20 protein-coding genes are annotated in these 20395 nt (G+C 72.6%); 8 read left to right on the forward strand and 12 right to left on the reverse strand.

The window, feature by feature from the left end:
• Positions 1 to 29 precede the first annotated feature (29 nt).
• A complete protein-coding gene (locus AB0E91_RS21060; protein ID WP_361783880.1) occupies positions 30 to 2045 on the reverse strand; it encodes an NADPH-dependent 2,4-dienoyl-CoA reductase in 2016 nt (671 codons plus the stop codon).
• Between the two features lie 152 nt (positions 2046 to 2197).
• On the opposite strand from AB0E91_RS21060, the gene AB0E91_RS21065 reads away from it, so the two are divergent.
• Positions 2198 to 2590 (forward strand): tautomerase family protein, encoded by a 393-nt coding sequence (locus AB0E91_RS21065; RefSeq protein WP_361783883.1) that lies wholly within the window; start codon positions 2198 to 2200, stop codon positions 2588 to 2590.
• A 34-nt stretch (positions 2591 to 2624) separates the two neighbouring features.
• On the opposite strand, the gene AB0E91_RS21070 is transcribed toward AB0E91_RS21065, so the two are convergent.
• Together AB0E91_RS21070 and AB0E91_RS21075 are read right to left on the reverse strand one after the other, a co-directional pair.
• Positions 2625 to 2996: a hypothetical protein gene (locus AB0E91_RS21070; protein ID WP_361783886.1), complete on the reverse strand. Its 372-nt coding sequence runs from the start codon at positions 2994 to 2996 to the stop codon at positions 2625 to 2627.
• Between the two features lie 132 nt (positions 2997 to 3128).
• Positions 3129 to 4007 carry a hypothetical protein gene (locus AB0E91_RS21075; RefSeq protein ID WP_361783889.1) on the reverse strand — a complete coding sequence of 293 codons (879 nt, stop codon included), beginning with the start codon at positions 4005 to 4007 and terminating at the stop codon, positions 3129 to 3131.
• A gap of 307 nt (positions 4008 to 4314) precedes the next feature.
• Here AB0E91_RS21075 and AB0E91_RS21080 point away from each other — a divergent pair, with 307 nt between their 5' ends.
• Positions 4315 to 6393: a SpoIIE family protein phosphatase gene (locus AB0E91_RS21080; RefSeq protein ID WP_361783892.1), complete on the forward strand. Its 2079-nt coding sequence runs from the start codon at positions 4315 to 4317 to the stop codon at positions 6391 to 6393.
• 94 nt (positions 6394 to 6487) lie between these two features.
• On the opposite strand, the gene AB0E91_RS21085 is transcribed toward AB0E91_RS21080, so the two are convergent.
• Positions 6488 to 7558, reverse strand: a complete 1071-nt coding sequence (locus tag AB0E91_RS21085; RefSeq protein WP_361783895.1) for a hypothetical protein — start codon at positions 7556 to 7558, stop codon at positions 6488 to 6490.
• A 108-nt stretch (positions 7559 to 7666) separates the two neighbouring features.
• On the opposite strand from AB0E91_RS21085, the gene AB0E91_RS21090 reads away from it, so the two are divergent.
• Positions 7667 to 8122, forward strand: a complete 456-nt coding sequence (locus AB0E91_RS21090) for a MarR family winged helix-turn-helix transcriptional regulator (protein WP_361783898.1) — start codon at positions 7667 to 7669, stop codon at positions 8120 to 8122.
• A 58-nt stretch (positions 8123 to 8180) separates the two neighbouring features.
• On the opposite strand, the gene AB0E91_RS21095 is transcribed toward AB0E91_RS21090, so the two are convergent.
• Positions 8181 to 9050 carry a GNAT family N-acetyltransferase gene (locus tag AB0E91_RS21095; protein WP_361783901.1) on the reverse strand — a complete coding sequence of 290 codons (870 nt, stop codon included), beginning with the start codon at positions 9048 to 9050 and terminating at the stop codon, positions 8181 to 8183.
• 369 nt (positions 9051 to 9419) lie between these two features.
• On the opposite strand from AB0E91_RS21095, the gene AB0E91_RS21100 reads away from it, so the two are divergent.
• A complete protein-coding gene (locus AB0E91_RS21100; protein WP_361783904.1) occupies positions 9420 to 10004 on the forward strand; it encodes a hypothetical protein in 585 nt (194 codons plus the stop codon).
• A gap of 40 nt (positions 10005 to 10044) precedes the next feature.
• Here AB0E91_RS21100 and AB0E91_RS21105 read toward each other — a convergent pair whose 3' ends face one another.
• Positions 10045 to 11595 (reverse strand): FAD-dependent monooxygenase, encoded by a 1551-nt coding sequence (locus AB0E91_RS21105; protein WP_361783907.1) that lies wholly within the window; start codon positions 11593 to 11595, stop codon positions 10045 to 10047.
• An 84-nt stretch (positions 11596 to 11679) separates the two neighbouring features.
• Here AB0E91_RS21105 and AB0E91_RS21110 point away from each other — a divergent pair, with 84 nt between their 5' ends.
• Together AB0E91_RS21110 and AB0E91_RS21115 are read left to right on the forward strand one after the other, a co-directional pair.
• Positions 11680 to 12321 (forward strand): TetR/AcrR family transcriptional regulator, encoded by a 642-nt coding sequence (locus AB0E91_RS21110; RefSeq protein WP_361783910.1) that lies wholly within the window; start codon positions 11680 to 11682, stop codon positions 12319 to 12321.
• 138 nt (positions 12322 to 12459) lie between these two features.
• Positions 12460 to 13203: a GntR family transcriptional regulator gene (locus AB0E91_RS21115; protein WP_361783913.1), complete on the forward strand. Its 744-nt coding sequence runs from the start codon at positions 12460 to 12462 to the stop codon at positions 13201 to 13203.
• Here AB0E91_RS21115 and AB0E91_RS21120 read toward each other — a convergent pair.
• The gene (locus AB0E91_RS21120; RefSeq protein ID WP_361783916.1) at positions 13181 to 13933 is read right to left on the reverse strand and encodes a class I SAM-dependent methyltransferase; all 753 of its coding nucleotides are present in this window, start codon (positions 13931 to 13933) and stop codon (positions 13181 to 13183) included. The genes AB0E91_RS21115 and AB0E91_RS21120 overlap by 23 nt on opposite strands.
• A 29-nt stretch (positions 13934 to 13962) precedes the next feature.
• Entirely contained in the window at positions 13963 to 14910 is a 948-nt protein-coding gene (locus AB0E91_RS21125) for a hypothetical protein (RefSeq protein ID WP_361783919.1), read from the reverse strand.
• 226 nt (positions 14911 to 15136) lie between these two features.
• On the opposite strand from AB0E91_RS21125, the gene AB0E91_RS21130 reads away from it, so the two are divergent.
• A complete protein-coding gene (locus tag AB0E91_RS21130) occupies positions 15137 to 16318 on the forward strand; it encodes a serine hydrolase (RefSeq protein ID WP_361783922.1) in 1182 nt (393 codons plus the stop codon).
• Positions 16319 to 16361: 43 nt separating this feature from the next.
• On the opposite strand, the gene AB0E91_RS21135 is transcribed toward AB0E91_RS21130, so the two are convergent.
• From AB0E91_RS21135 to AB0E91_RS21150, 4 genes are all read right to left on the reverse strand, one after another.
• The gene (locus tag AB0E91_RS21135; RefSeq protein ID WP_361783925.1) at positions 16362 to 17378 is read right to left on the reverse strand and encodes an asparaginase; all 1017 of its coding nucleotides are present in this window, start codon (positions 17376 to 17378) and stop codon (positions 16362 to 16364) included.
• A gap of 40 nt (positions 17379 to 17418) precedes the next feature.
• Positions 17419 to 18075 carry a FadR/GntR family transcriptional regulator gene (locus tag AB0E91_RS21140; protein WP_361784570.1) on the reverse strand — a complete coding sequence of 219 codons (657 nt, stop codon included), beginning with the start codon at positions 18073 to 18075 and terminating at the stop codon, positions 17419 to 17421.
• A 171-nt stretch (positions 18076 to 18246) separates the two neighbouring features.
• The gene (locus AB0E91_RS21145; protein WP_361783928.1) at positions 18247 to 19083 is read right to left on the reverse strand and encodes an undecaprenyl-diphosphate phosphatase; all 837 of its coding nucleotides are present in this window, start codon (positions 19081 to 19083) and stop codon (positions 18247 to 18249) included.
• Between the two features lie 307 nt (positions 19084 to 19390).
• On the reverse strand, positions 19391 to 19681 hold the full coding sequence (locus AB0E91_RS21150) for an ArsR family transcriptional regulator (RefSeq protein WP_361784573.1): 291 nt from the start codon (positions 19679 to 19681) through the stop codon (positions 19391 to 19393).
• A 230-nt stretch (positions 19682 to 19911) separates the two neighbouring features.
• Here AB0E91_RS21150 and AB0E91_RS21155 point away from each other — a divergent pair, with 230 nt between their 5' ends.
• A complete protein-coding gene (locus AB0E91_RS21155) occupies positions 19912 to 20307 on the forward strand; it encodes a MarR family transcriptional regulator (RefSeq protein ID WP_161182198.1) in 396 nt (131 codons plus the stop codon).
• Positions 20308 to 20395: the final 88 nt, after the last annotated feature.

A 20395-nucleotide genomic window follows, 5' to 3' on the forward strand; every position in this document is an offset into this window, starting at 1 on the left:
GCTCATCCTAGGGAGGCGATCAAGGGCCCCTACAGCGTCGCCGCCAGCTCGGTGCCCTGCTTGATGGCGCGCTTGGCGTCCAGTTCGGCCGCGACGTCGGCGCCGCCGATGAGGTGCGCGCTGCGTCCGGCGGCGATCAGCGTGTCGTAGAGGTCGCGGCGGGGTTCCTGGCCGGTGCACAGCACCACCGTGTCCACCTCCAGGACCGTGCTCTCGCCGTCGACGGTGATGTGGAGTCCGGCGTCGTCGATGCGGTCGTAGCGCACGCCGGGAACCATGGTGACGCCCCGGTGCTTCAGCTCCGTGCGGTGGATCCAGCCGGTGGTCTTGCCGAGCCCGGCGCCGACCTTGCTGGTCTTGCGCTGGAGGAGGTGGACGGTGCGCGGGGGCGCGGGGCGGGTCGGGGCGGTGAGGCCGCCGGGGGCGGCGTAGTCGGTGTCGACGCCCCAGTGCCGGAAGTACGTCGCGGGGTCCTCGCTCGCCTTGTGGCCGCCGTCGGTGAGGAACTCGGCTACGTCGAAGCCGATGCCGCCCGCGCCGAGCACGGCCACGCGGTCGCCGACGGGGGCGCCGTCGCGCAGCACGTCGAGGTAGCCGAGGACGGTCGGGTGGTCGGCGCCGGGGATGTCGGGGGTGCGCGGGGTGACGCCGGTGGCGACCACGATCTCGTCGTGCTCGCCGAGGTCGTCGGCGGTGACGCGGGTGTTCAGACGCACGTCGACGCCGTGGGCGTCGAGCTGGTGGCGGAAGTAGCGCAGGGTCTCGTCGAACTCCTGCTTGCCGGGGACCTTGCGGGCGACGTTGAGCTGGCCGCCGATCTCGCTCGCGGCGTCGAACAGGGTGACGGCGTGGCCGCGTTCGGCGGCGGTGACGGCGCAGGCGAGGCCTGCGGGACCGGCGCCGACGACGGCGACGCGCTTGCGCAGCCGGGTCGGGGAGAGCACGAGTTCGGTCTCGTGGCAGGCGCGCGGGTTGACCAGACAGGAGGTGATCTTCCCGCTGAACGTGTGGTCCAGGCAGGCCTGGTTGCAGCCGATGCAGGTGTTGATGGCCTCCGGGGTGCCCGCGGCGGCCTTGGCGACGAAGTCGGGGTCGGCGAGCATCGGGCGGGCCACGGAGACCATGTCGGCGACGCCGTCCGCGAGCAACTGCTCTGCCAGTTCGGGGGTGTTGATGCGGTTGGTGGTCACCAGCGGGACGGACACCTCGCCCATGAGCCTCTTGGTGACCCAGGTGTAGGCGCCGCGCGGCACGGAGGTGGCGATGGTCGGGATACGCGCCTCGTGCCAGCCGATGCCGGTGTTGATGATGCTCGCCCCGGCCGCCTCGACGGCCTTGGCGAGGGTGACGACCTCGGGCAGCGTGGAGCCGCCGGGGACCAGGTCCAGCATGGAGAGCCGGTAGACGATGACGAAGTCCTCGCCGACGGCCTCGCGGACGCGGCGGACGATCTCGACGGGGAACCGCATCCGGTTCTCGTACGAGCCGCCCCAGCGGTCGGTGCGGTGGTTGGTGCCCGACGCGATGAACTCGTTGATCAGGTAGCCCTCGGAGCCCATGATCTCGACGCCGTCGTATCCGGCGTGCCGGGCGAGGCGGGCGGCGCGGACGTAGTCCTCGATGGTCCGCTCCACGTCCGCGTCGGTGAGTTCGCGCGGCACGAAGGGGCTGATCGGGGCCTGGAGGGGGCTGGGGGCGACCAGGTCGCGGTGGTAGGCGTAGCGGCCGAAGTGCAGGATCTGCATCGCGATCCTGCCGCCCTCGCGGTGCACGGCGTCGGTGACGACCCGGTGCTGCTCGGCCTCCGCCTCGGTGGTGAGCCTGGCGCCGCCCTCGTACGGGCGTCCCTCGTCGTTCGGCGCGATGCCGCCGGTGACGATGAGGCCCACTCCCCCGCGTGCACGGGCCGCGTAGAACTCGGCCATCCGCTCGAACCCGCGCTCGGCCTCCTCGAGGCCCACGTGCATGGAGCCCATGAGCACGCGGTTGGGCAGTGTGGTGAATCCCAGGTCGAGCGGGGACATCAGGTGCGGGTAACGGCTCATCGGGCCCTCCGTGCGTAACGCGGTCGACCTTTGTTGTAGAGCAACCTCCCGGGTTTGTGCAACTAGTTGCACAAAGAGCGGCCCACTTCTGTAACTACTAGTATGTACACTCACGGGGCAAGAAGATCGCGGCAGCTACGGAAGGAACTCCCATGCCCTTCGTCCGCATCGACACGCTCGGCGTCGACCCCGGCCGTCTGGACGCGCTCGGCCGCGCCGTGCAGGAGGCGCTGGTCGAGACGCTCGGCGTACCGCCCGACGACCGCTTCCAGGTGCTCACCGGCCACGACGGCAGGCACGGCACCCTGCGCTACGACGACTTCCTGGGCATCCACCGGGACGAGGGGATCGTCTTCGTGGCGATCACCATGCGCTCGGGCCGGACGCCCGACCAGAAGCGCGCCCTGTACCGCCGGATCGCCGAGCTGGCGGAGGCGTACACGGGCACCGAGCCCCGCAACGTGCTGATCACCGTGACCGAGAACGAGCTGGTGGACTGGTCGTTCGGGAACGGCGAGGCGCAGTACGCCCCGGCCGGTACGTGACCCGGCCGGGGCGTACGGAGGACGGTGGTCCGCGTCAGCGGCTTTCCAGGCGCAAGTGGAGTTCGCGCTCCTGGTCGCCGGAGGCGGTGCCGGTCTCGTGGACGGTGAAGATGTCGTCGAGGGTGTGGCGGAACCGGTCCACCGCCCAGTAGCCGCCCTGCACGTCCGCGAGGACGGACGAGTCGAGCCGGACGGGCTCGCAGCCCTCGCGGGCCTCGGTGACGACATAGGTGCCGAGCCACACCATCGGACGGGTCTCGTGGAGTTGCTGCGGGACCTCGTCCGCGTCCCGGTCGGAGGCGAAGCAGGCGCTCAGTACGTCGAAGACCACCCGGGCGTCCTCCTTGGAGCATCCGCTGATCTCCACCGAGACGCTTTCCGGGTGCGACGGCTCCGGATTGCTCATGACCGCTCCTTTCCCTGGCCGTGCCGCCGGACGGGTACCCCGAGGGGCGCACGCCACGCACGCGGAGCGGAGCGACAAAAAGGGCGCCACGGCCCACCTCGTCGAAGGAGGCCGTGGCACCCCGTACGGCCGTCAGCCGCGCGTGAACTTGTACGTCTTGCTGTCCGTCAGCACGCAGAACCCGGGCGACACCACGATCACCCGCAGGGTGCCGGTGCGGCGGTCGTAGTCGATGCCCTCGGCCTCGAAGGTCCCCGAGCAGGAGCTGCGCAGGGGCAGCTGGCGCAGGGCCGTGACGTGTCCGGAGACGTTGCCGTTGCCGTTCGGCTGCGCCGACAGGTCGATCTGGAGCAGCGGCTTGGTCATGCCGAACAGCGAGCCCTCCGGGTCGTCGGAGGAGCAGAGCAGCGTGGTCGGCCCAGAGAAGTCGCAGCCCTGCACGTCGCGCACCGGGTGGTCCAGCTGGACGGTGGAGGCGAGTGGCAGGTTCGCCGAGGGCGACGTGGAGGCGTTGACACCGGGGGTGGGGAAGACCAGGAGGCGGTTCATCGTGCCGTACTCCCCCGAGAGCATCCACTGGCCGTCGGGCGAGATGGCGTCCCAGGAGTTGTTGATGGCCTCGCCGGGGGCCAGCGTGTGGACGTACTCCGACCAGGCGCCGCCGGGTGCCTGCACTCGGTACATCTTGGAGTTGCCGGAGTCCCGCTGGTAGGGCTCGATGTAGTAGCCGTTGTACGAGGCGTCCGGGTCGCCGACGTGGTTCCAGCCCCGGGTGGACAGACCCACCGGGATGGTGCCGATGCCGGTGTAGTGGTTAGGGCTGTTCGCCGGGACCTCGACGGAGGTCAGACCCTGGCTCTCGGTCAGCGGGTCGGCGCGGTCGGAGCCGGTCTCGGTCCAGGTGTCCGCCGCCGAGGCGGGGGTGGCGCCGAGGGACATGACGGCGGCGGTGGCGAGGGTGACGAGGCCGGTGACTAACGCTTGACAGCGCAGCCGGGCGGGCGCGGGCATGGGCCGACTCCTTGAAAAATGGGGGGTGGGACATTCGGTCGGCGGACAGTCTGGCCCGGCCGCACGGGCATGTACATACCAATCAGGGAACGTGGTGTGAACAACGGGGTGTGACATGCGTCGCCACGGGAGACGATCGCGGTCCCGCGTGTCACGGACGGGGTGGCGCCGACGTTCGCGCGGCCCCGGGTTGAGAGATGGTGGAGTCAGACGGCCACGGCGGCGGAGAGTCGATGTGCACGGTGGAACGAGGGGAGCCGGCCCCGGTGACGGCGTGCCGGGCGGACGGGCGAAGGCGGTGCGTGGGATGAGTACGGCCGGGACCGGCGCGATGGACGGCGGCGAGTCCGAGCGGGGGCCGGAGCGCCCCGGCGGGCTCCTCGACGTGCTCGGGGTGGCGTCGGTGGTCCTGGACACCACCGGGCGGATCGTGCTGTGGAGCCCGCAGGCCGAGGAACTGTTCGGCTACACGGCGCGCGAGGCGCTGGGCCAGTACGCGGCCCGCCTGATGGTGCACGAACGCCACCTGGAACTGGTCAAGGAGTTGTTCGCCACGGTGATGAGCACCGGGCAGAGCTGGGCCGGCGGCTTCCCGATCCGCCACAAGGACGGCAGCACGCGGCTGGTGGAGTTCCGCAACATGCGGCTCCTCGACGACCGGGGCGATGTGTACGCGCTGGGGCTGGCCGCCGATCAGTCGACCGTGCGGCGGCTCGAACAGGACGTGGCGCTGTCCGAGCGGATGGTGCACCAGGCGCCGATCGGGCTCGCGGTGCTCGACACGGGGCTGCGGTTCGTGTCGGTCAACCCGGCGCTGGAACGGCTCAGCGGTATCCCGGCCGAGCGCCACGAGGGGCGTACACCGCGCGAGGTGCTGCCGCTGCTGGACGCCGAGACCCTGGAGGAGACGGCGCGCGGGGTGCTCGGCACGGGCGAGCCGGTGATCGACCTCGGCGTCGTCGGCCGTACCCCGGCCGATCCGGACGCGGACCACACCTGGGCGCTGTCGCTGTACCGCCTGGAGGACTCCAGCGGCAACGTCCTCGGCGTCGCCCTCTCCCTGGACGACATCACCGAGCAGCATCGCGCGTTCGTGCAGGTGGAGGCGGCGCGGCGCAGGCTGGCGGTGATCGCGGACGCTACCTCCCGGATCGGTACGACGCTGGAGCTCGAGCGCACGGCCTGCGAGCTGGCGGAGGTCGCGGTGCCGGTGCTGGCCGACGTGGCCGCCGTCGACCTGCTGGACGCGGTGCTCGACGGGCGGCGCAGCACGCTCGGCCCGACCCAGACGGCCGTGATCCGGGCCCTCGCGGTGCGCCCGGAGAACGGCGGTGACGCGGTACGGGCCGCCGACACGCCCGGCGAGATCGCCCGGTACGCGCCGGACCGGCTGGTCACCGAGTGCGTCCGTACCGGCGAGGCAGTACTGGTGCGGCACGTGACGGACGAGGATCTGCCGCGCATCGCCCGTTCGGCCGAGGGGGCCGAACTGCTGAGGCGCGCGGGCCTGCACTCCTATCTCGCGGTGCCGCTGATCGCCCGGGGCGAGGTGCTGGGCGCGCTGGATCTGAAGCGCACCGGCAATCCGGTGCCGTTCGACGAGGACGACGTGCTGCTGGCCCGGGAGCTGGCGGCGCGGGCCGCCGTGCAGATCGACAACGCCCGCTGGTACCAGAACGCCCGCAACACCGCGCTCGCCCTCCAGCGCAGCCTGCTGCCGAGCAGTCCGCCGGAGACGACCGGTCTGGAGGTGGCCTCGCGCTACCAGCCGGCGGGCGCGGCCGGGGAGGTCGGCGGCGACTGGTTCGACGTGATCCCGGTGGCGGGCGGCAAGACCGCGCTGGTGGTCGGCGACGTGATGGGCAGCGGCATCAACGCCGCCGCCACCATGGGCCTGCTGCGCACCGCCACCATCACGCTCGCCTCGCTCGACCTGGACCCGGCGGCCCTGCTGGAACGCCTGGACAAGGCCACGTCCGCGCTGGACGACTCCATCGCCACCTGTGTGTACGCCGTCTACGACCCGGAGCTGCGCCAGTGCCGGATCGCCTCCGCGGGGCATCTGCCGCCGGTGCGGGTACGGCCCGGACGGCCGCCGGAGCTGCTCAGCCTGCCCACGGGGGTGCCGCTCGGGGTCGGTGACGTGGACTTCTCCGCCGTCACGGTGCCCTTCGAGCCCGGGGACGAGCTGGTCCTCTACACCGACGGACTGGTGGAGACCCGCTGCCACTCCCTGGACGAACGGCTCGACCTGCTGCTCTCCCTGCTGGACACCCCGGGCCGCCCCCTGGAGGAGGTCTGCGACCTCCTCCTCGACCGGCTGTACGACGCCGAGAACCACGACGATGTGGCGGTGCTGATCGCCCGGGCGGCGGAGCTGCCTTGACGGGGGTGCGGGGAGCGTGAGTTGGAGTGCGGGGAGCGGGAGTTGAGGCGCGGGGCGCGGGAGTTGGGGTGCCAGGGGTGGGGGCCGGGGTGGGTCAGACGGCCACCGTTTCTTCGGCCTCCTCCTCGGCCTCCCGGGCCGCCGACTGGTCGGCGTTCTCGGAGGCGGTGGGGGCGGTGCGGGACTCGACGGCCGCGGTCCGGGCGGCGCGGGACCGTTCCCAGGCGGTCGCGAGCGTGGTGACGACGATGCCGACGGCGAGCCACGCCACGAGGGTCCACACGTCGCGGCCGATGCCGTCGTCGCCGAAGTAGAGCAGCGAGCGGACGCCCTCGACGAACCCGGCACCGTTCCAGAAGGCGTGCAGGGAGCCGAAGAAGCCGTTCTGCAGCTCGGGCCGGAAGAGCCCGCCGGAGCTGGTGAAGTTCAGCATCACGAACAGAACCATCATGGTCAGCGTGGTCCAGCGCTTGAGGAAGGTGTGCAGGCCGACGCCGATGAGCAGGATGCCCGCCGAGTAGAGCCAGGCCATGCCCCACACCGCGCCGAGTGCGTGGTGGGCGAGGTGGAAGACCGGTCCGGCGAGCAGGGCGCCGATGCCCGCGACCGCGGCGGACACCCCGAGCGCGAGCAGCGCGCGCACCCGCATCGGCAGCGCGGCGCCGATGGCGGCGACCGAGGCGTAGGAGCCGATGCTGACCGCGATCAGCAGGAAGAACAGGCCCTGGCCGGTGGGGTCGTCGTGGACGGGCGGGGCCACGTCGGTGACCTTCAGCGGGGCGCCCTCATGGGCGGCGACCGGCGTGAAGACCTTTTCCACAGCTGTGGCACCCATGTCGGAGGCGGCGCTCGCCACCAGCAGCTCGGGGGTATGTGCGCTGGGCACATAGGCGCCGGTGACATGCCGGGACTTCAGCAGGGAGACGGCGGTGGCACGGTCGGGAACGGTACGCACATCGAGCTTGTCCCCGGCGGCGTCCTTGACGGTCTGCGCGAACACGGCGGTGCGCGGTCCCGTACCGACCACGGCGACCGGCATGTGGTGCGGCTCCGGGGTGACGAACGCACCCATGTAGGCCAGCCCCATGCCTATGCACATCAGCAAGGGGGTGAGCAGATGTGTGAGCACATGGCGCAGGGCCGGTGACATCACCGGGGACTTCATCGGGTACGACCTCCGACAGTTGGCTTATACAACCTTCGATTCAAGTTGTACTATACAACCAGACGGCGGCGAAGGCGTCGGAGAAGGCGTTCGGCGGAGGTGGACCCCATGACGGCGGCGGAGACTGCGGTGGAGACGATCCAGCGCGAGATGACGGCGTTCGCCCGCCGCGCCCGGGCTTCGGCGGGCCGTATGCACCCCGAGCTGTCGCTCGTGTCGTACACCCTGCTCGGGCATCTGGAGGAGCGCGACGGCTGCCGGGCGACCGACCTGGCCGCCCACTACGCCCTGGACAAGTCGACGGTGAGCCGCCAGGTCGCGGCGCTGGAGCGGGCCGGGCTGATCGAGCGGCGGCACGATCCCGAGGACCACCGGGTGCAGGTGCTGCATCTGACCGCCGCGGGCCGGGAGATCCTGGCCCAGGTCACGAGCAGCCGCCGCGCCGCGTTCCGGGAGCGGCTCGCGGACTGGCCGGAGGAGGACCTGGTCCGCTTCGCGGCCTATCTGGAGCGGTACAACGCGGGGACGGCGGGGGCCGGGACCGCGGGGGCCGGGACCGACTGACGGCGCCCCGGCGCGGGGTGTGGATCCACGACGGCCGCCGGCCGCGCACCTGGTACCGCTATGCCACCGGTACCGCCCGGTGCTCGGGCGCGCGGGCGGCACCGAACGTGGTGTGCAGGCGCAGCCGGAAGCCCAGGGACTCGTAGAGCCGGATGGCGGTCGCGTTCGCGGCGCCGGTGTGCAGGAAGGGCGTCTCGCCGCGTTCGCGGATGCCGTGCGCCACGGCGAGGATCAGGCGGGTGGCCAGGCCCTCGCCCCGGTACGCCGGGTCGGTGCAGACCGCGCTGATCTCGGTCCAGCCCGGCGGATGCAGCCGCTCCCCCGCCATGGCGATCAGCCTGCCGTCGCGGCGGATGCCCAGGTAGGTGCCGAGTTCGACGGTGCGGGGCAGGAAGGGGCCGGGGCGGGTGCGCTCGACGAGGTCCAGCATCTCGGGCACGTCGGCCGGGCCGAGCCGTACCGCCTCGGGTTCGGGCGCGGTGACGAGCCCTTCGTCCACCAGCTGGACGCCCTCGATCCGGAAGGTGACCTCCCAGCCCTCCGGCACCTGCCCCCGGAAGCCGAGCAGCGGTACCTCCGCGCCGGGTCCGCTCAGGGCGGCGGCGTCGGCCCAGTCCCGCGCGTCGGGCTCGTCGGGCAGCGCGAGCCACGGGGTGACGTCCGCCGGGTAGCGCAGGACCCGGCCGCGCCGCTCGGCGAAGTGGGCGTGCGGGCCGGTCAGGGCGGCGAGGGCGGGGTTGTCGAGGACGCGAGGATCGCTGCCGGGCAGCGGGCCGGGGGCGGTCGCGGTTCCGGTCGCGGGCGGGGTTCCGGTGGCGGTGTCCGCGCGGGCGGTCGCCTCTCCGGGGGCCGACTCCGGCCGGTCCGAGCCCGCCGTCACCTCCGTCTCCTCGTTGCCGTGCCGCGTGGAGACGTACGCCTCGGGCATCCTCTGTCCTCGCTTCCCTCGCACCGTGTCCGGCGCGACGGCACCGGTAATCGCCCCAAGTGTGAACACCCGTGTCGCTATTCCCGGGGCCGACCGGAGTTCACGGGACCGCAATGATCGGGGGCGGGGCGGAGGGTGGGCCCGGGACGTACCGGCGCCGGTGTTCGCACATGGGCCGAACGGGGAAGGCCGAACGGCCCGTCTTTCGGCCAGGCGTGAAGTCGCGACGCGCACGAGGAGCGAGGTACGCCGTTCGGGGTACGAAACGGGTGGGAACGCTCGTGTGCGTGCGCGGGCGGCGGCCGGTCGGCCCCCGACGCTCTCCGGGGTGTCCCTGGTCCCCGGCCCCACCGCGGCGAGGAGGTGGACATGCGTACCCGGGTGCGCGGTTGGCGGTGGCGGCGCAATCCGCTGCGGCGCCGGTCGGACGTGGTGGAGGCGTGGACGGTGCTGCTCGTCGCCGTCCTGCTGTGCGTGGTGGCGCCCCTGGCCGGGGTGGCCGCGGGCCTGCACGCCCACGACCGGGCCCAGTCCCGCGCCCTCGTGCAGCGTGCCGAGCGGCACCAGGTGCGCGCCCAGGTGGTCGGTCCGGTATCCGACAGCTCGCCCCTGGTGCACCGCGACCGGGGACACACCTACAGCGCCGAGGTCCGCTGGACCGACGCGGACGGCACGACCCGCACCACCTTGTCCCGCGTGCCCGCCGGGACGCGCACCGAGGACACGGTGACGGTCTGGTTCGACCGCCGGGGCCACAGCGTGGCGCCTCCGGCGAACGACGTGGCCGTCTGGCAGCACACGGTCACCATGGGCCTGTGCGCCATGGGCGGCACGATCGCCGTCGCCCTCCTCGCCCGCACCGTGGAACGCCGCATCGCCCTGCGCCGCCGGCTGACCGAATGGGACCGCGACTGGGCCCGCACGGGCCCGAAGTGGACGCGGTTCCGGGCATGATTTCCGGCGCCCGCGCTCGAGACCTCTGCCCGGCTTGGGATCAGGCCACAATCCGGTCCCGCGCCGCGCCCACAAGGCACTCGGCGATCACGTCGGACAGGTCCGCGCCGAGGCCGGATTCGCCGTCGGCGGCCCAGCAGACGTATCCGTCGGGCCGGACGAGCAGGGCGGCGGCGCCCAGGTCCTCGGCGGACGTGGCGCGGACGAGGTCGACGCGGGGCGGGAGCCGGAGCCCGGCCGGGACGATGCCGCCCAGGTCGAGCAGCACCGCGTGGCCCGGGGCGAGGAGCGCCGACAGCCGCGTGGGACCGTCCTCGGTGGCCAGGTCGGCGTCGGGCACGCGGCCGCCTGTGAGCGGGTGGTCGCCGGGCAGGTCGTAGCGCAGCGAGAGGCCGGACATCAGGCCCGCGATGTGGCGGTTGGCGTCGGGCAGGCGCAGCAGGTCGGTGACGATGTCGCGCAGGGCGGCCACGTCCTCGCCGGGGTGGGGGTCCGCGAGGACGCGCTGGGCGGAGGTGTGGTGCAGGACCTGGGCGCCGACCGGGTGGCGTTCGGCGTGGTACGTGTCCAGGAGGGCGCCCGGTGCCCGGTCCTGGAGGACGGCGGCGAGTTTCCAGCCGAGGTTGAAGGCGTCCTGCATACCGAGGTTGAGACCCTGGCCGCCCAGCGGCGGGTGGATGTGCGCGGCGTCGCCCGCGAACAGGACGCGGCCCACGCGGTAGTTCTCCACCTGCCGGGTGGCGTCGGTGAACCGGGAGGCGTTGTCCACGGCGCCGAGGGTGGTCTCGGGCCCGTACACGGCGCGCAGGGCGGTGGTGATCTCCTCGGGGGTGATGGGGGTGTCGCGGGAGGCGTCGGCCTCGCCCGCGCGTCCGAAGGTGATCCGGTACCGGTCGCCGCCGAGCGGGGCCAGCATGGCCCAGTAGCCGCCGCCCTGCCGGGTGAGGGTGCTCATGTGCCCCAACTGCCGTGGCACCAGAGGCGATACGGCGGTCAGACGGATGTCGGCCAGTACCGCCTGGTGCGTCCCGGGCCTGCCGGGAAACGGCACGCCGAGCAGCTTCCGCACGGTGCTGTGGCCGCCGTCGCACGCGACCAGATACCGCGCCCGCACCCGCACCCGCGTCCCGTCCCCGTCCCCGTCCGCCGTCACGAGCACGCCGTCGTCGTCCTGCTCGACCCCGGTGACGGCGGCGCCGCGCAGCACCCGCGCCCCGGCGGCGGTCGCCCGCTCCTCGAGTACGTCCTCGATCTCGCCCTGGGAGAGGGCGACCGGGAAGGGGTGCCTGCTGGTCCAGGGGGTGCAGTCCAGCGGCACGGGGAGTGTCGCGAAGTGGCCGCCCACCTGATCGCGCGGGGTGGCGCGCTTCAGCAGCGGCTCCAACAGGCCGCGGTTCTCGAGCAGTTCGGCCGTGCGGGGCTGCACTCCACCGCCCTTCACCTGATCGACGCGCTGTGGCAGCTTCTCCAGCACCAGGGTCCGGACCCCGGCGAGGGCCAGTTCGTACGCCAGCGTCAGTCCGGTGGGGCCCGCGCCCACGACGACGACCTGGGCGTCGACCTCGGTCTCGGTCTCGGTCTCTTTCGGCATCTTCGGTCCAATCTCTCGCCTGAGGTTAAATGTATACCAGGTGCAGAAATATTCTCGGGGCAGCTCTCTGTTACGGTGAGCGACGTGGACGGCAAGCCAGGGCTGCGGGAACGGAAGAAGCAGCGGACGCGTGAGGCGATCTCCGGCGCCGCGATCTCACTGTTCCTGGAGCACGGCTTCAACCAGGTCTCGGTGGCCCAGGTGGCCGAGGCGGCCGAGGTGTCCAAGCGGACGCTCTTCGCGTACTTCCCGACCAAGGAAGACCTCGTCGTCCACAGGCTCGCCGACCATGAGACGGAGCTGGCTCGTGTGGTGCGAAGCCGTGTGCCCAGCACCGATCCACTGAGCGCGGTACGTACGCACTTCCTGAAGGGGCTGCGCGAGCGCGACCCGATCACCGGGCTCAACGACCTCCCGCCGGTGCGCAGACTCCACCGGATGATCCTCGACGCGCCCTCGCTGGTGTCCCGGATGGAGCGGTTCAAGACCGTCGCCGAACGCGCCCTCGCCGAGGCCCTGCAGGAGACCGCGGGCGTCCCGGAACTCACCGCACGCCTCGCGGCGGTGCAGATCGCCGGCGTGCACTGGACGTTGGCGCAGGACAACGCCGACCGCATGACGTCCGGAGAATCCGCGGACGAGCGCTACGCGGGCGCGGTGGCCGACGCGGAGCACGCCTTCACCCTGCTCGCGAACGGCCTGGGCGACCTGACATCTCGGCGGTAACCCCTCAACTCCCGCTGCACACCGAAGGATTTCGGCCGAACCCCAGGAATTCCCTTCCCAAGTGGTTTAGACCAATGCTAGATACGGTGGCGCAATGAGCCCGAGCGGCTACGTCTTGTCACCGACAGGAGGCGCGGCATGTCCCGCACCACCCCGCACGAATCCCGGCAGAGCGGCGAGCAGACCCTGTATCAGCGGGTCGCGTCCCGGCTGCTCCACGAACTGCGCGACGGAACGATCCCACCGGGTGAACGGCTGCCGGGCGAGCGACATCTCGCGCGGCACTTCGGGGTCAGCCGAGCGACCGTCCGGCAGGCGCTGGACGTGCTGCGGCGGGGCGGAATGCTGAACACCGACCGGCGGGGCAGCCACGCCACGCTGCCCGGGCGGCCGGTCGAGGAGCCGGTGTCGCTCACCTTCCCGGTGGGCACCGTGCCTGCCGGTCCGGGGGCGGTCGACCGGGCGACGGTGACCTGGGAGACACCGCCGCCGGAGCACGCGCGGGCGCTGGGTCTCGCCCCGCACCGGCCGACGCTGGTCCACCGCTATCTGTCGGCGGGACCGGACGGTCGCTCGCTGCGCACGGCGGTGACGTCGTTCTCGGCGGTGGCGCTGGCCGAGGTCGCGGAGCTGGCGCGCTACCGCGAGCGGGCCGACGGGGCCACCCCAGCGGAGCTGGGCCGTGCCTACGACTGGATGCGCAAGGCGGGCCTGACCCTGCACCACCGGGACTCCATCAGCCAGGTGGGCGACGCCTCTTCGGTGCGCGTGACCCGGCGGGTGCGCGACCAGTACGCACGCCCGCTGGAGATCACGGATCTGGTGGTGAATGCCGAAGAGGACACCCTGGTCTACGAGTTCACGCTTCCGGCGGCGGGCTGACCTCCGCCGCGCGCCGGGCGACGAGGAGCCGGGCGCGCGGGGTGCCGTCGTCGCGCCGCCCGAACTCGGGCAGGTCCCGCAGCTCGACGGCGAAGCCGGTGCGGGTCAACTCCCTGGTGACATCGCCGAGTCGGAAGGCCCGGTAGTACATGACGAACGGCGGCCGCCACACGGAGTTGCGCACCCGCATCGCCGCGTCGAAGCCGAGCAGCGCCCAGTACGCGAGGCTCGTCGGGCGGGGCGGGGCGAGCACCGGGAAGGCGAAACAGCCGCCGGGGCGCAGGGAGTTGTGGACCTGACCGAACAGCCCCGGCAGTTCCTCCGGCAGGAAGTGCCCGAACGCCCCGAAGCTGACGACGAGGTCGAAGGCGGCCGTGAAGGGCAGCGCGCGGGCGTCCGCGCGCACCCACGCGACGGACGGCGCCCCGGGCCCGGCGGCACGCTCCCGGGCGACGTCGAGCATCCCGGCGCTGAAGTCGACCCCGGTGACGCTGCTCCGGCACAGCCCGGTCAGCACGTCGAGCCCGGCGCCGGTGCCGCAGCACAGGTCGAGGCCGTCGTCGTACGGACCGAGCGGGCCGAGCGCCTTCGCGACCGCCTCGAGGACGAGGTCCGGCGTCCGGAAGGGGGTGTGGTCGAACTTCGGCGCGAGCAGGTCGTAGCCGCGCTCCACGGACGACAGGGCCTGCACGGCGAGTTCACGCAGGGTGGGACCTTCGGGGCTGAACATGTCCTCAAGCCTAGGTCGTGTCCGCGGGCTCAGTCCCTGAGCCGTTCGAGGGTGGACTTGGTGTCGGTCTTCAGCCAGTCGGTGATGTCGTCGAGGGCGGGCGGCGTCTGGTCGCTGCCGTAGGAGGTGAGGTAGGCGCTGTAGCCCATGGTGTACGTCGTCCAGCCGTCCCGTACCGCGAGGGTCGCGAAGCGGGAGCCGCTGGAGGAGCCGCTGGTGGTGTCCCGGCTCACCAGGTACGCCTCGTCGCCGATGCCCTCGACCGGGCGCACGTCGTAACCCGTGTGGCTGTCGTCGTAGTTCTTCCAGGTGGCGGTGAACTCCGGTGCGGGGTCGGTCTCGCGGTGCAGGTCCAGTTGCAGGGAGAGGTAGGCGTCGGAGTAGGACGAGCCGGTCTTCTTCAGGCCGACACTGCAGTAACTCTCGTGCAGCGCGGGGTCCTTGAGGGAGCTGTGCGTCGGGGCGGAGCCGGTCGCGGGGTACTCGTCCTTGAACGCCGAGTAGTCGGCACTGGTGCACAGGTCGGAGGGGGCCGCGTAGCCGCGCAGGTCCGCGTCGCCCGGGGCGCCGATCAGGAACACCCCGGCCGCCCACGCGGCGGACGCCACGACGGCACCGACCGCGGCCCACAGCACCGCACGTCCGGCTGCCCCTCCCCCGCCGCCGGACAGCGGAGCGGACGGCCAGCCCGGTGGCGGGCCGTACGGGGCGGGCGGCGCGTACGGGGTTCCGGGCTGGGCGGGTGGCCCGTAGGGGTTCGCGGGCTGGGTGTAGGGGTTGGCCTGCGGGGGCGACTGCGGGTTCGGGTAGGAGTAGGCCGTCGGCTGCGGCGGGACCGAGGGCTGGGGCGCGGGCGAGCCGGGCTGCAGCGGAGCCGTTCCGGGTTGCTGCGGTCCGGGCTGAGCGGGCGGCTGGGGAGTCGGTCCAGGCTGCCCGGGCGGCTGAGGAGGCTGCGATGGCTGCGGTGGCGTGGACATGTCGTCACGGTAGTGCGGAGTGGGCGCGCCAAGTCCCCGTACGTCCGGGATCGTTACGGTCCGGGGACGTCCGGCGCGGGCTCGTGACGGCGTACGTCCGCCGGGAGGCCGGTCCGGGGTGCCGGCTGGGCCGGGCGGGTTCCCGCGTGCGGCATCCGGGTTGCTCCACTGGGCCGTCCGGCGCGGGTGGCTCGCCGCACCCCCCTCTCGTTCCTACGTTGATCATATGAGCACCGGATTCTCTCGTCGGGCGACCGTGTCCCTCTGTTCCCTGTGTGCGGCGGGGGTGCTGGCCCTCGCGCCCGCCGCCTCCGCCATCGGACACGGCGCGGGGGAACCCGCACCCCCGGCGCCCCGAGCGGCCGTCCCCCAGCCGTCCCTGCTCTACGGCTCCGGCCCCCAGGTACGGCCCCTGCGCGGCGCGCCCGCGCTGCCGGAGCTCTCGGCGCTGTCCTGGCTGATCGCCGACGCCGGTACCGGCGAGGTCCTGGCGGCGGACGGTGCCCACCGCAAACTGCCTCCGGCGAGCACCCTGAAGACACTGTTCGCGCTCACCGTCCTGCCGACGCTGCCCGCGGCGGAGAAGCACACCGTCCGCTACGAGGAACTGGCCGACGTCGGCGAGGGCAGCAGCCTGGTCGGTGTGGAGGAGGGCCACACCTATCAGGTGTCCGACCTGTGGCGCGGGGTGTTCCTCAGCTCCGGCAACGACGCCGTCCATGTGCTCGCCGCACTGGACGGGGGTGTGCCGCGGACCGTGAACCGGATGCAGACCAGGGCGCACGCGCTGGGCGCCCTGGACACCCATGTGGTCTCCCCCGACGGCTACGACGCGCCGGGCCAGGTGTCCTCGGCGTTCGACCTCGCGATCTTCGGCCGGGAGGGACTGCGCAACCCCGAGTTCGCCCGCTACTGCTCCACCGCGCAGGCCGAGTTCCCCGGGGACGGCCTGCCGTTCGGCATCGAGAACACCAACCGGCTGCTGACCGGCGAGGACGGGGTGGCCCGCTATCCGGGGCTGATCGGCATCAAGAACGGCTACACCAGCAACGCGGGCAACACCCTGGTCGCCGCCGCGCGCCGGGGCGGCCACACCCTCGTGGTGACGGTGATGAACCCTCAGGAGGGCGACGGCCTCGCCGTCTACGAGGAGGCGCGGTCCCTGCTCGACTGGGGGTTCGCGGCGGCCGGGCATGTGGACCCGGTCGGCTCCCTGGACGGCCTGCGTACCGCCCCCGCCCCAAAGCCGGCGCACTCCGCCGTACCGGTCGCGGCGGCCACCGGCCCGACACCGCCCGACGACACGGACTGGGCGGAGACCGCCACGGTCGCGGGCATCTCGGTACTGGGCGCGGCGCTAGTGGCGCTGATCCTGCGGTCGAAGGGACCGCGCTCCAAGGACGTCTGACCGGCCGGGGCCTTCCGGCCCGGCCGGCCGGCTGTCGCTCGGCTCATGCGCAGGGCGTCAGCGGGGCCTCGGTCAGCGCGGGTACCGGACGGACACTGCCCACCGGGCGGCCGCCGCCGAGGAGGGCCTGGCCCTCGAAGGCGGTGAGGAGGGCGGGGTCGACCCCGGCGCGGGCCAGGGCCGCCGCCGCGACGGGGACGCGCGCGCGGTCGGCGCCGTCCGCGATCTTCACGGCGATGGCACGGCCGTCGGGCAGCGCGGCCACCTGGACGCCCTCGAAGCCGTCCTTGGCGAGCAGACCGGGCACCGCCCGCATGAGCGCGGCCACGTCGCGGCGGGTGCCGGAGGCCGTCTCGGCGTGCTCGCGCATGGCGTCCGCCACCCGCGCCTCGGGCGTGCCGGGGGCGGCCGTGGTGATGCGGGCGGCGGCGCGGGCCAGGCCGTGCAGGGAGACGGCGAAGAGCGGCGCGCCGCAGCCGTCGACGGTGACGTGGGCGGGAGGCTGCCCGGTCAGGTCCTCCACAGCCCGGGCGACGGCCTGCTGGAGGGGGTGGGCCGGGTCGAGGTAGTCGGGCAGGGACCAGCCGTTGACGCGGGCGGTCCACAGCATGGCGGCGTGCTTGCCGGAACAGTTCTGGGCGAGCCGGGAGGGGGCGCACCCGGCGGCGACCCACTCGTCCCGGACGACCGGGTCGTACGGCAGGTCGGGGACGTTGCGCAGGTCGGCCTCGGTGAGTCCGGCGAGGTCCAGCAGGCGCCGCGTGGCCGCGAGGTGGCTCTCCTCGCCGGAGTGGCTGGCGGCGGCGAGCGAGAGCAGGTCGCCGTCGAGCGGCAGCCCGGCCCGCAGCATGGCGACGGCCTGGACGGGCTTGAGGGCCGAGCGCGGGTAGAAGGCGGCCTCGATGTCGCCGAGGGCGAACTCGACCCGGCCGTCGGTGCCGAGCACGACGACGGAGCCGTGGTGGACGCCTTCGACGATCCCACCGCGTACGAGGTGGGCGACGGGCACATGGCGGGGTTCGCGGACGACGGGGGCGCCGGCGGGGAAGCTGCTGTACATCTCTGCCTGAATCACGAGGTGGGGCGGGCCGGTGCGCGGGTCACGCGTCGGCGGGGGCGGGCGGACGGACGATGCCGTCGAGGCTGGTGGCGACGCGGTCGAGGTGATGGCTCATCGCCTCGGCGGCGTCGGGTCCGGAGCCGTCGAGCAGTGCCTCGACGATGGCCCGGTGTTCCCGGTTGGACTGCTCGCGGCGGCCGGCCAGCTCGGTCAGGAAGGCGGACTGGCGGGCCAGGGCGTCCCGGATCTCCTCGATCACCTTGCGGAAGACCGGGTTCTTCGCGGCCTCGGCGACGGACAGGTGGAAGAGGGTGTCCATGGCGACCCAGGCGGTGGTGTCCGTCTCCCGGTCCATACGGTCCAGCAGGGCGGTGAGCCGTTCCAGGTCCTCCGGGGTCCGGCGTTCTGCCGCGTATCCGGCGACCGGGACCTCCATGTGGCGGCGCACCTCCAGAAGGTGCCCGGCCGTGTAGTCGCCGAACGTGGGGTCCGCCACCGTACTGGCGACGACGAAGGTGCCCTTGCCGGTCCGGGAGACGGTGAGACCCATCGTCTGGAGCGCGCGCAGTGCCTCGCGGAGCACGGGCCGCGAGATCTCCAGGGTGCGGCACAGCTCGGCCTCGGAGGGCAGCTTGTCGCCGATCGCGTACGTGCCGCGTTCGATGGCGCCGCGCAGATGGCCGAGGACCGCCTCCATGGCGCTGACGCGCCGGGGAGCCGGGACGGTTGTCTGGCTGTCTGACAGGTTCACGGAGGCGATCCTGCGGCGTACGGGGAAAACATGTCAAGGCGTCACACCCAAAAACGCGCACGGGGTGCGGAAGCCCACATATGGGCTCCGCACCCCGTGCGCGGCAGGAGGGTGGTGTCAGCTGCTGAGCACACCAGTACCGAGCAGGCCGAAGAGCAGCGCGCCGATGATGATGCGGTAGATCACGAACGCGTTGAAGGAGTGCTTGGCGACGAACTTGAGCAGCCAGGCGATGGAGGCGTAGGCGACGACGAAGGAGACGCCCGTGCCGACGGCCAGCGGGGCCGCGCCCACACCGGCGCCGAGGGCGTCCTTCAGCTCGTAGATACCGGCGCCGGTCAGGGCCGGGATGCCGAGGAAGAAGGAGAGCCGGGTGGCGGCGACCCGGTCGAGGTCCAGGATGAGCGCGGTCGACATGGTGGCGCCGGAGCGGGAGAAGCCGGGGAAGAGCAGGGCCAGGATCTGCGAGCAGCCGACCAGCATCGCGTCCTTGAAGGAGGTGTCGTCCTCACCGCGCTTGTGGCGGCCCATCTGGTCCGCGCACCACATGACGACCGAGCCGCCGATCAGCGAACCGGCGACCACCCAGAGCGAGGCGAGCGGGCCGTCGATCAGCGGCTTGGCGGCCAGACCCACCACCACGATCGGGATGGTCGCCGCGATGACCCACCACGCGAACTTGTAGTCGTGGCGGTAGCGCTCCTGGGGACGGACCAGACCGGTGAACCAGGCGGTGATGATCCGCTTGATGTCCTTGAAGAAGTACACGAGCACGGCGGCGATGGCGCCGACCTGGATGACGGCGGAGAAGCCGACCACGGACTTGTCGTCGACGGGGATGTGCATGAGCCCCTCGGCGATCTTGAGGTGGCCGGTGGAGGACACGGGGAGGAACTCGGTCACCCCCTCGACGACTCCGAGGACGACGGCTTGACCGACGGAGATGGCGCTCATGGAATCCAGTTCTGGGGAGAGGAGGTCGACAGTGCTGTAGTCAGTCTTACTATGCCCGGCCGCGCACGGCCCCGGGTGCTGGCGGCAGCGTAGAGCCCCCACCCCGCGTGGTGGCGTCCGGGGTGGCCGGGGAGCGAGTCGCACATGCCGGTGCCGGGCGCGGGCACGCTGCGGACGCGCTACCGTCCCGGTCGCCGCCCGCCCTCGCCGTCCTTCCGTTTCACAACGACTTCTTACCGCGCGAGTCCGCTTTGTCCGAGCCGGTGTGACGTAGGGCGGGGACGAGGCCGCACCGGCCCCGGGCCGCTCACCAGCCCTTCTCGAAGAGCTGGGCGACCTCGGCGATGCGGACTTCGTCGCGGCTGTAGTGGACGCGGAGGCGCCGCCGTCTCGTGCGCAGCAGGCCGAGACCGGCGAGGAAGTCGAGGTGCGCGGCGACGGTCCGGCGGGGCAGGCCGAGGCGGGCGGCGACGGCCCGCGCGGTGACCCCGGTGCCGACGGGATCGCGGTGGCGGCGCGCCTCGGGGAAGTGGGCCGCCGGGTCCTTGAGCAGTTCCAGGACGGTCTGCCGTACGCGGCCCGAGGGCCTCCCCATCATGCGTACGCCTCCGATCCCGGGCTCCTCGTGCACCGTGTCCCACTGTGGCGCAGGCGGGGGCGCCGCGTCCGCGTCTCGGTGTCCGTTGTCCGGTACCCGCCCCTCTGCGCGGCCGGTGGCGGACCCCGGGCCACGGGGCGTGGAGAGGCTGAGCGGCGGGGCCGCGGGGGCCTCGATCCGGTACTACATGCACACTCAAGGAGTGGCTGGATCGGTGCTACGGTGCGGGTATGGCAGTCAAGACGGCCGACGCCCGGCTGGAAGAACGGTGGCGGGGCATCCTCGCGATCCACGCGCGCACCCTGTGCGAGATCGATCGCGTCCTGCATCCGCACGGGCTCGGTGCCAGTGACTTCGAGGTGCTGGACATCCTGGCCGCCGAGTCGCCCGCCGAGGGGGATCAGTGCCGGGTGCAGAACCTGGTCGGCCGGGTCCATCTGAGCCAGTCCGCGCTGTCCCGGCTGATCGGCCGCCTGGAGAAGGAGGGCCTGGTCAAGCGCTCGGTGTGCGCGGAGGACCGGCGCGGGGTGTGGGTCGCGCTCACCCGGAAGGGCCGCGATCTGTACGCCGAGGTACGTCCCCTGCAGCGCGCCGTGCTGGAGAAGATGCTGGCCGGGGAGGACTGAGCCGCCCGGCCTCTGGGTGAGACGGCCCCGCTTGTGTGAGCGCGCCCCGTGTGAGCCCGCGCCATGTGGGTGCGACCTATGTAGGGGT

It is taken from the genome of Streptomyces sp. NPDC026659 (assembly GCF_040638245.1).
Taxonomy (GTDB): Bacteria; Actinomycetota; Actinomycetes; order Streptomycetales; family Streptomycetaceae; genus Streptomyces.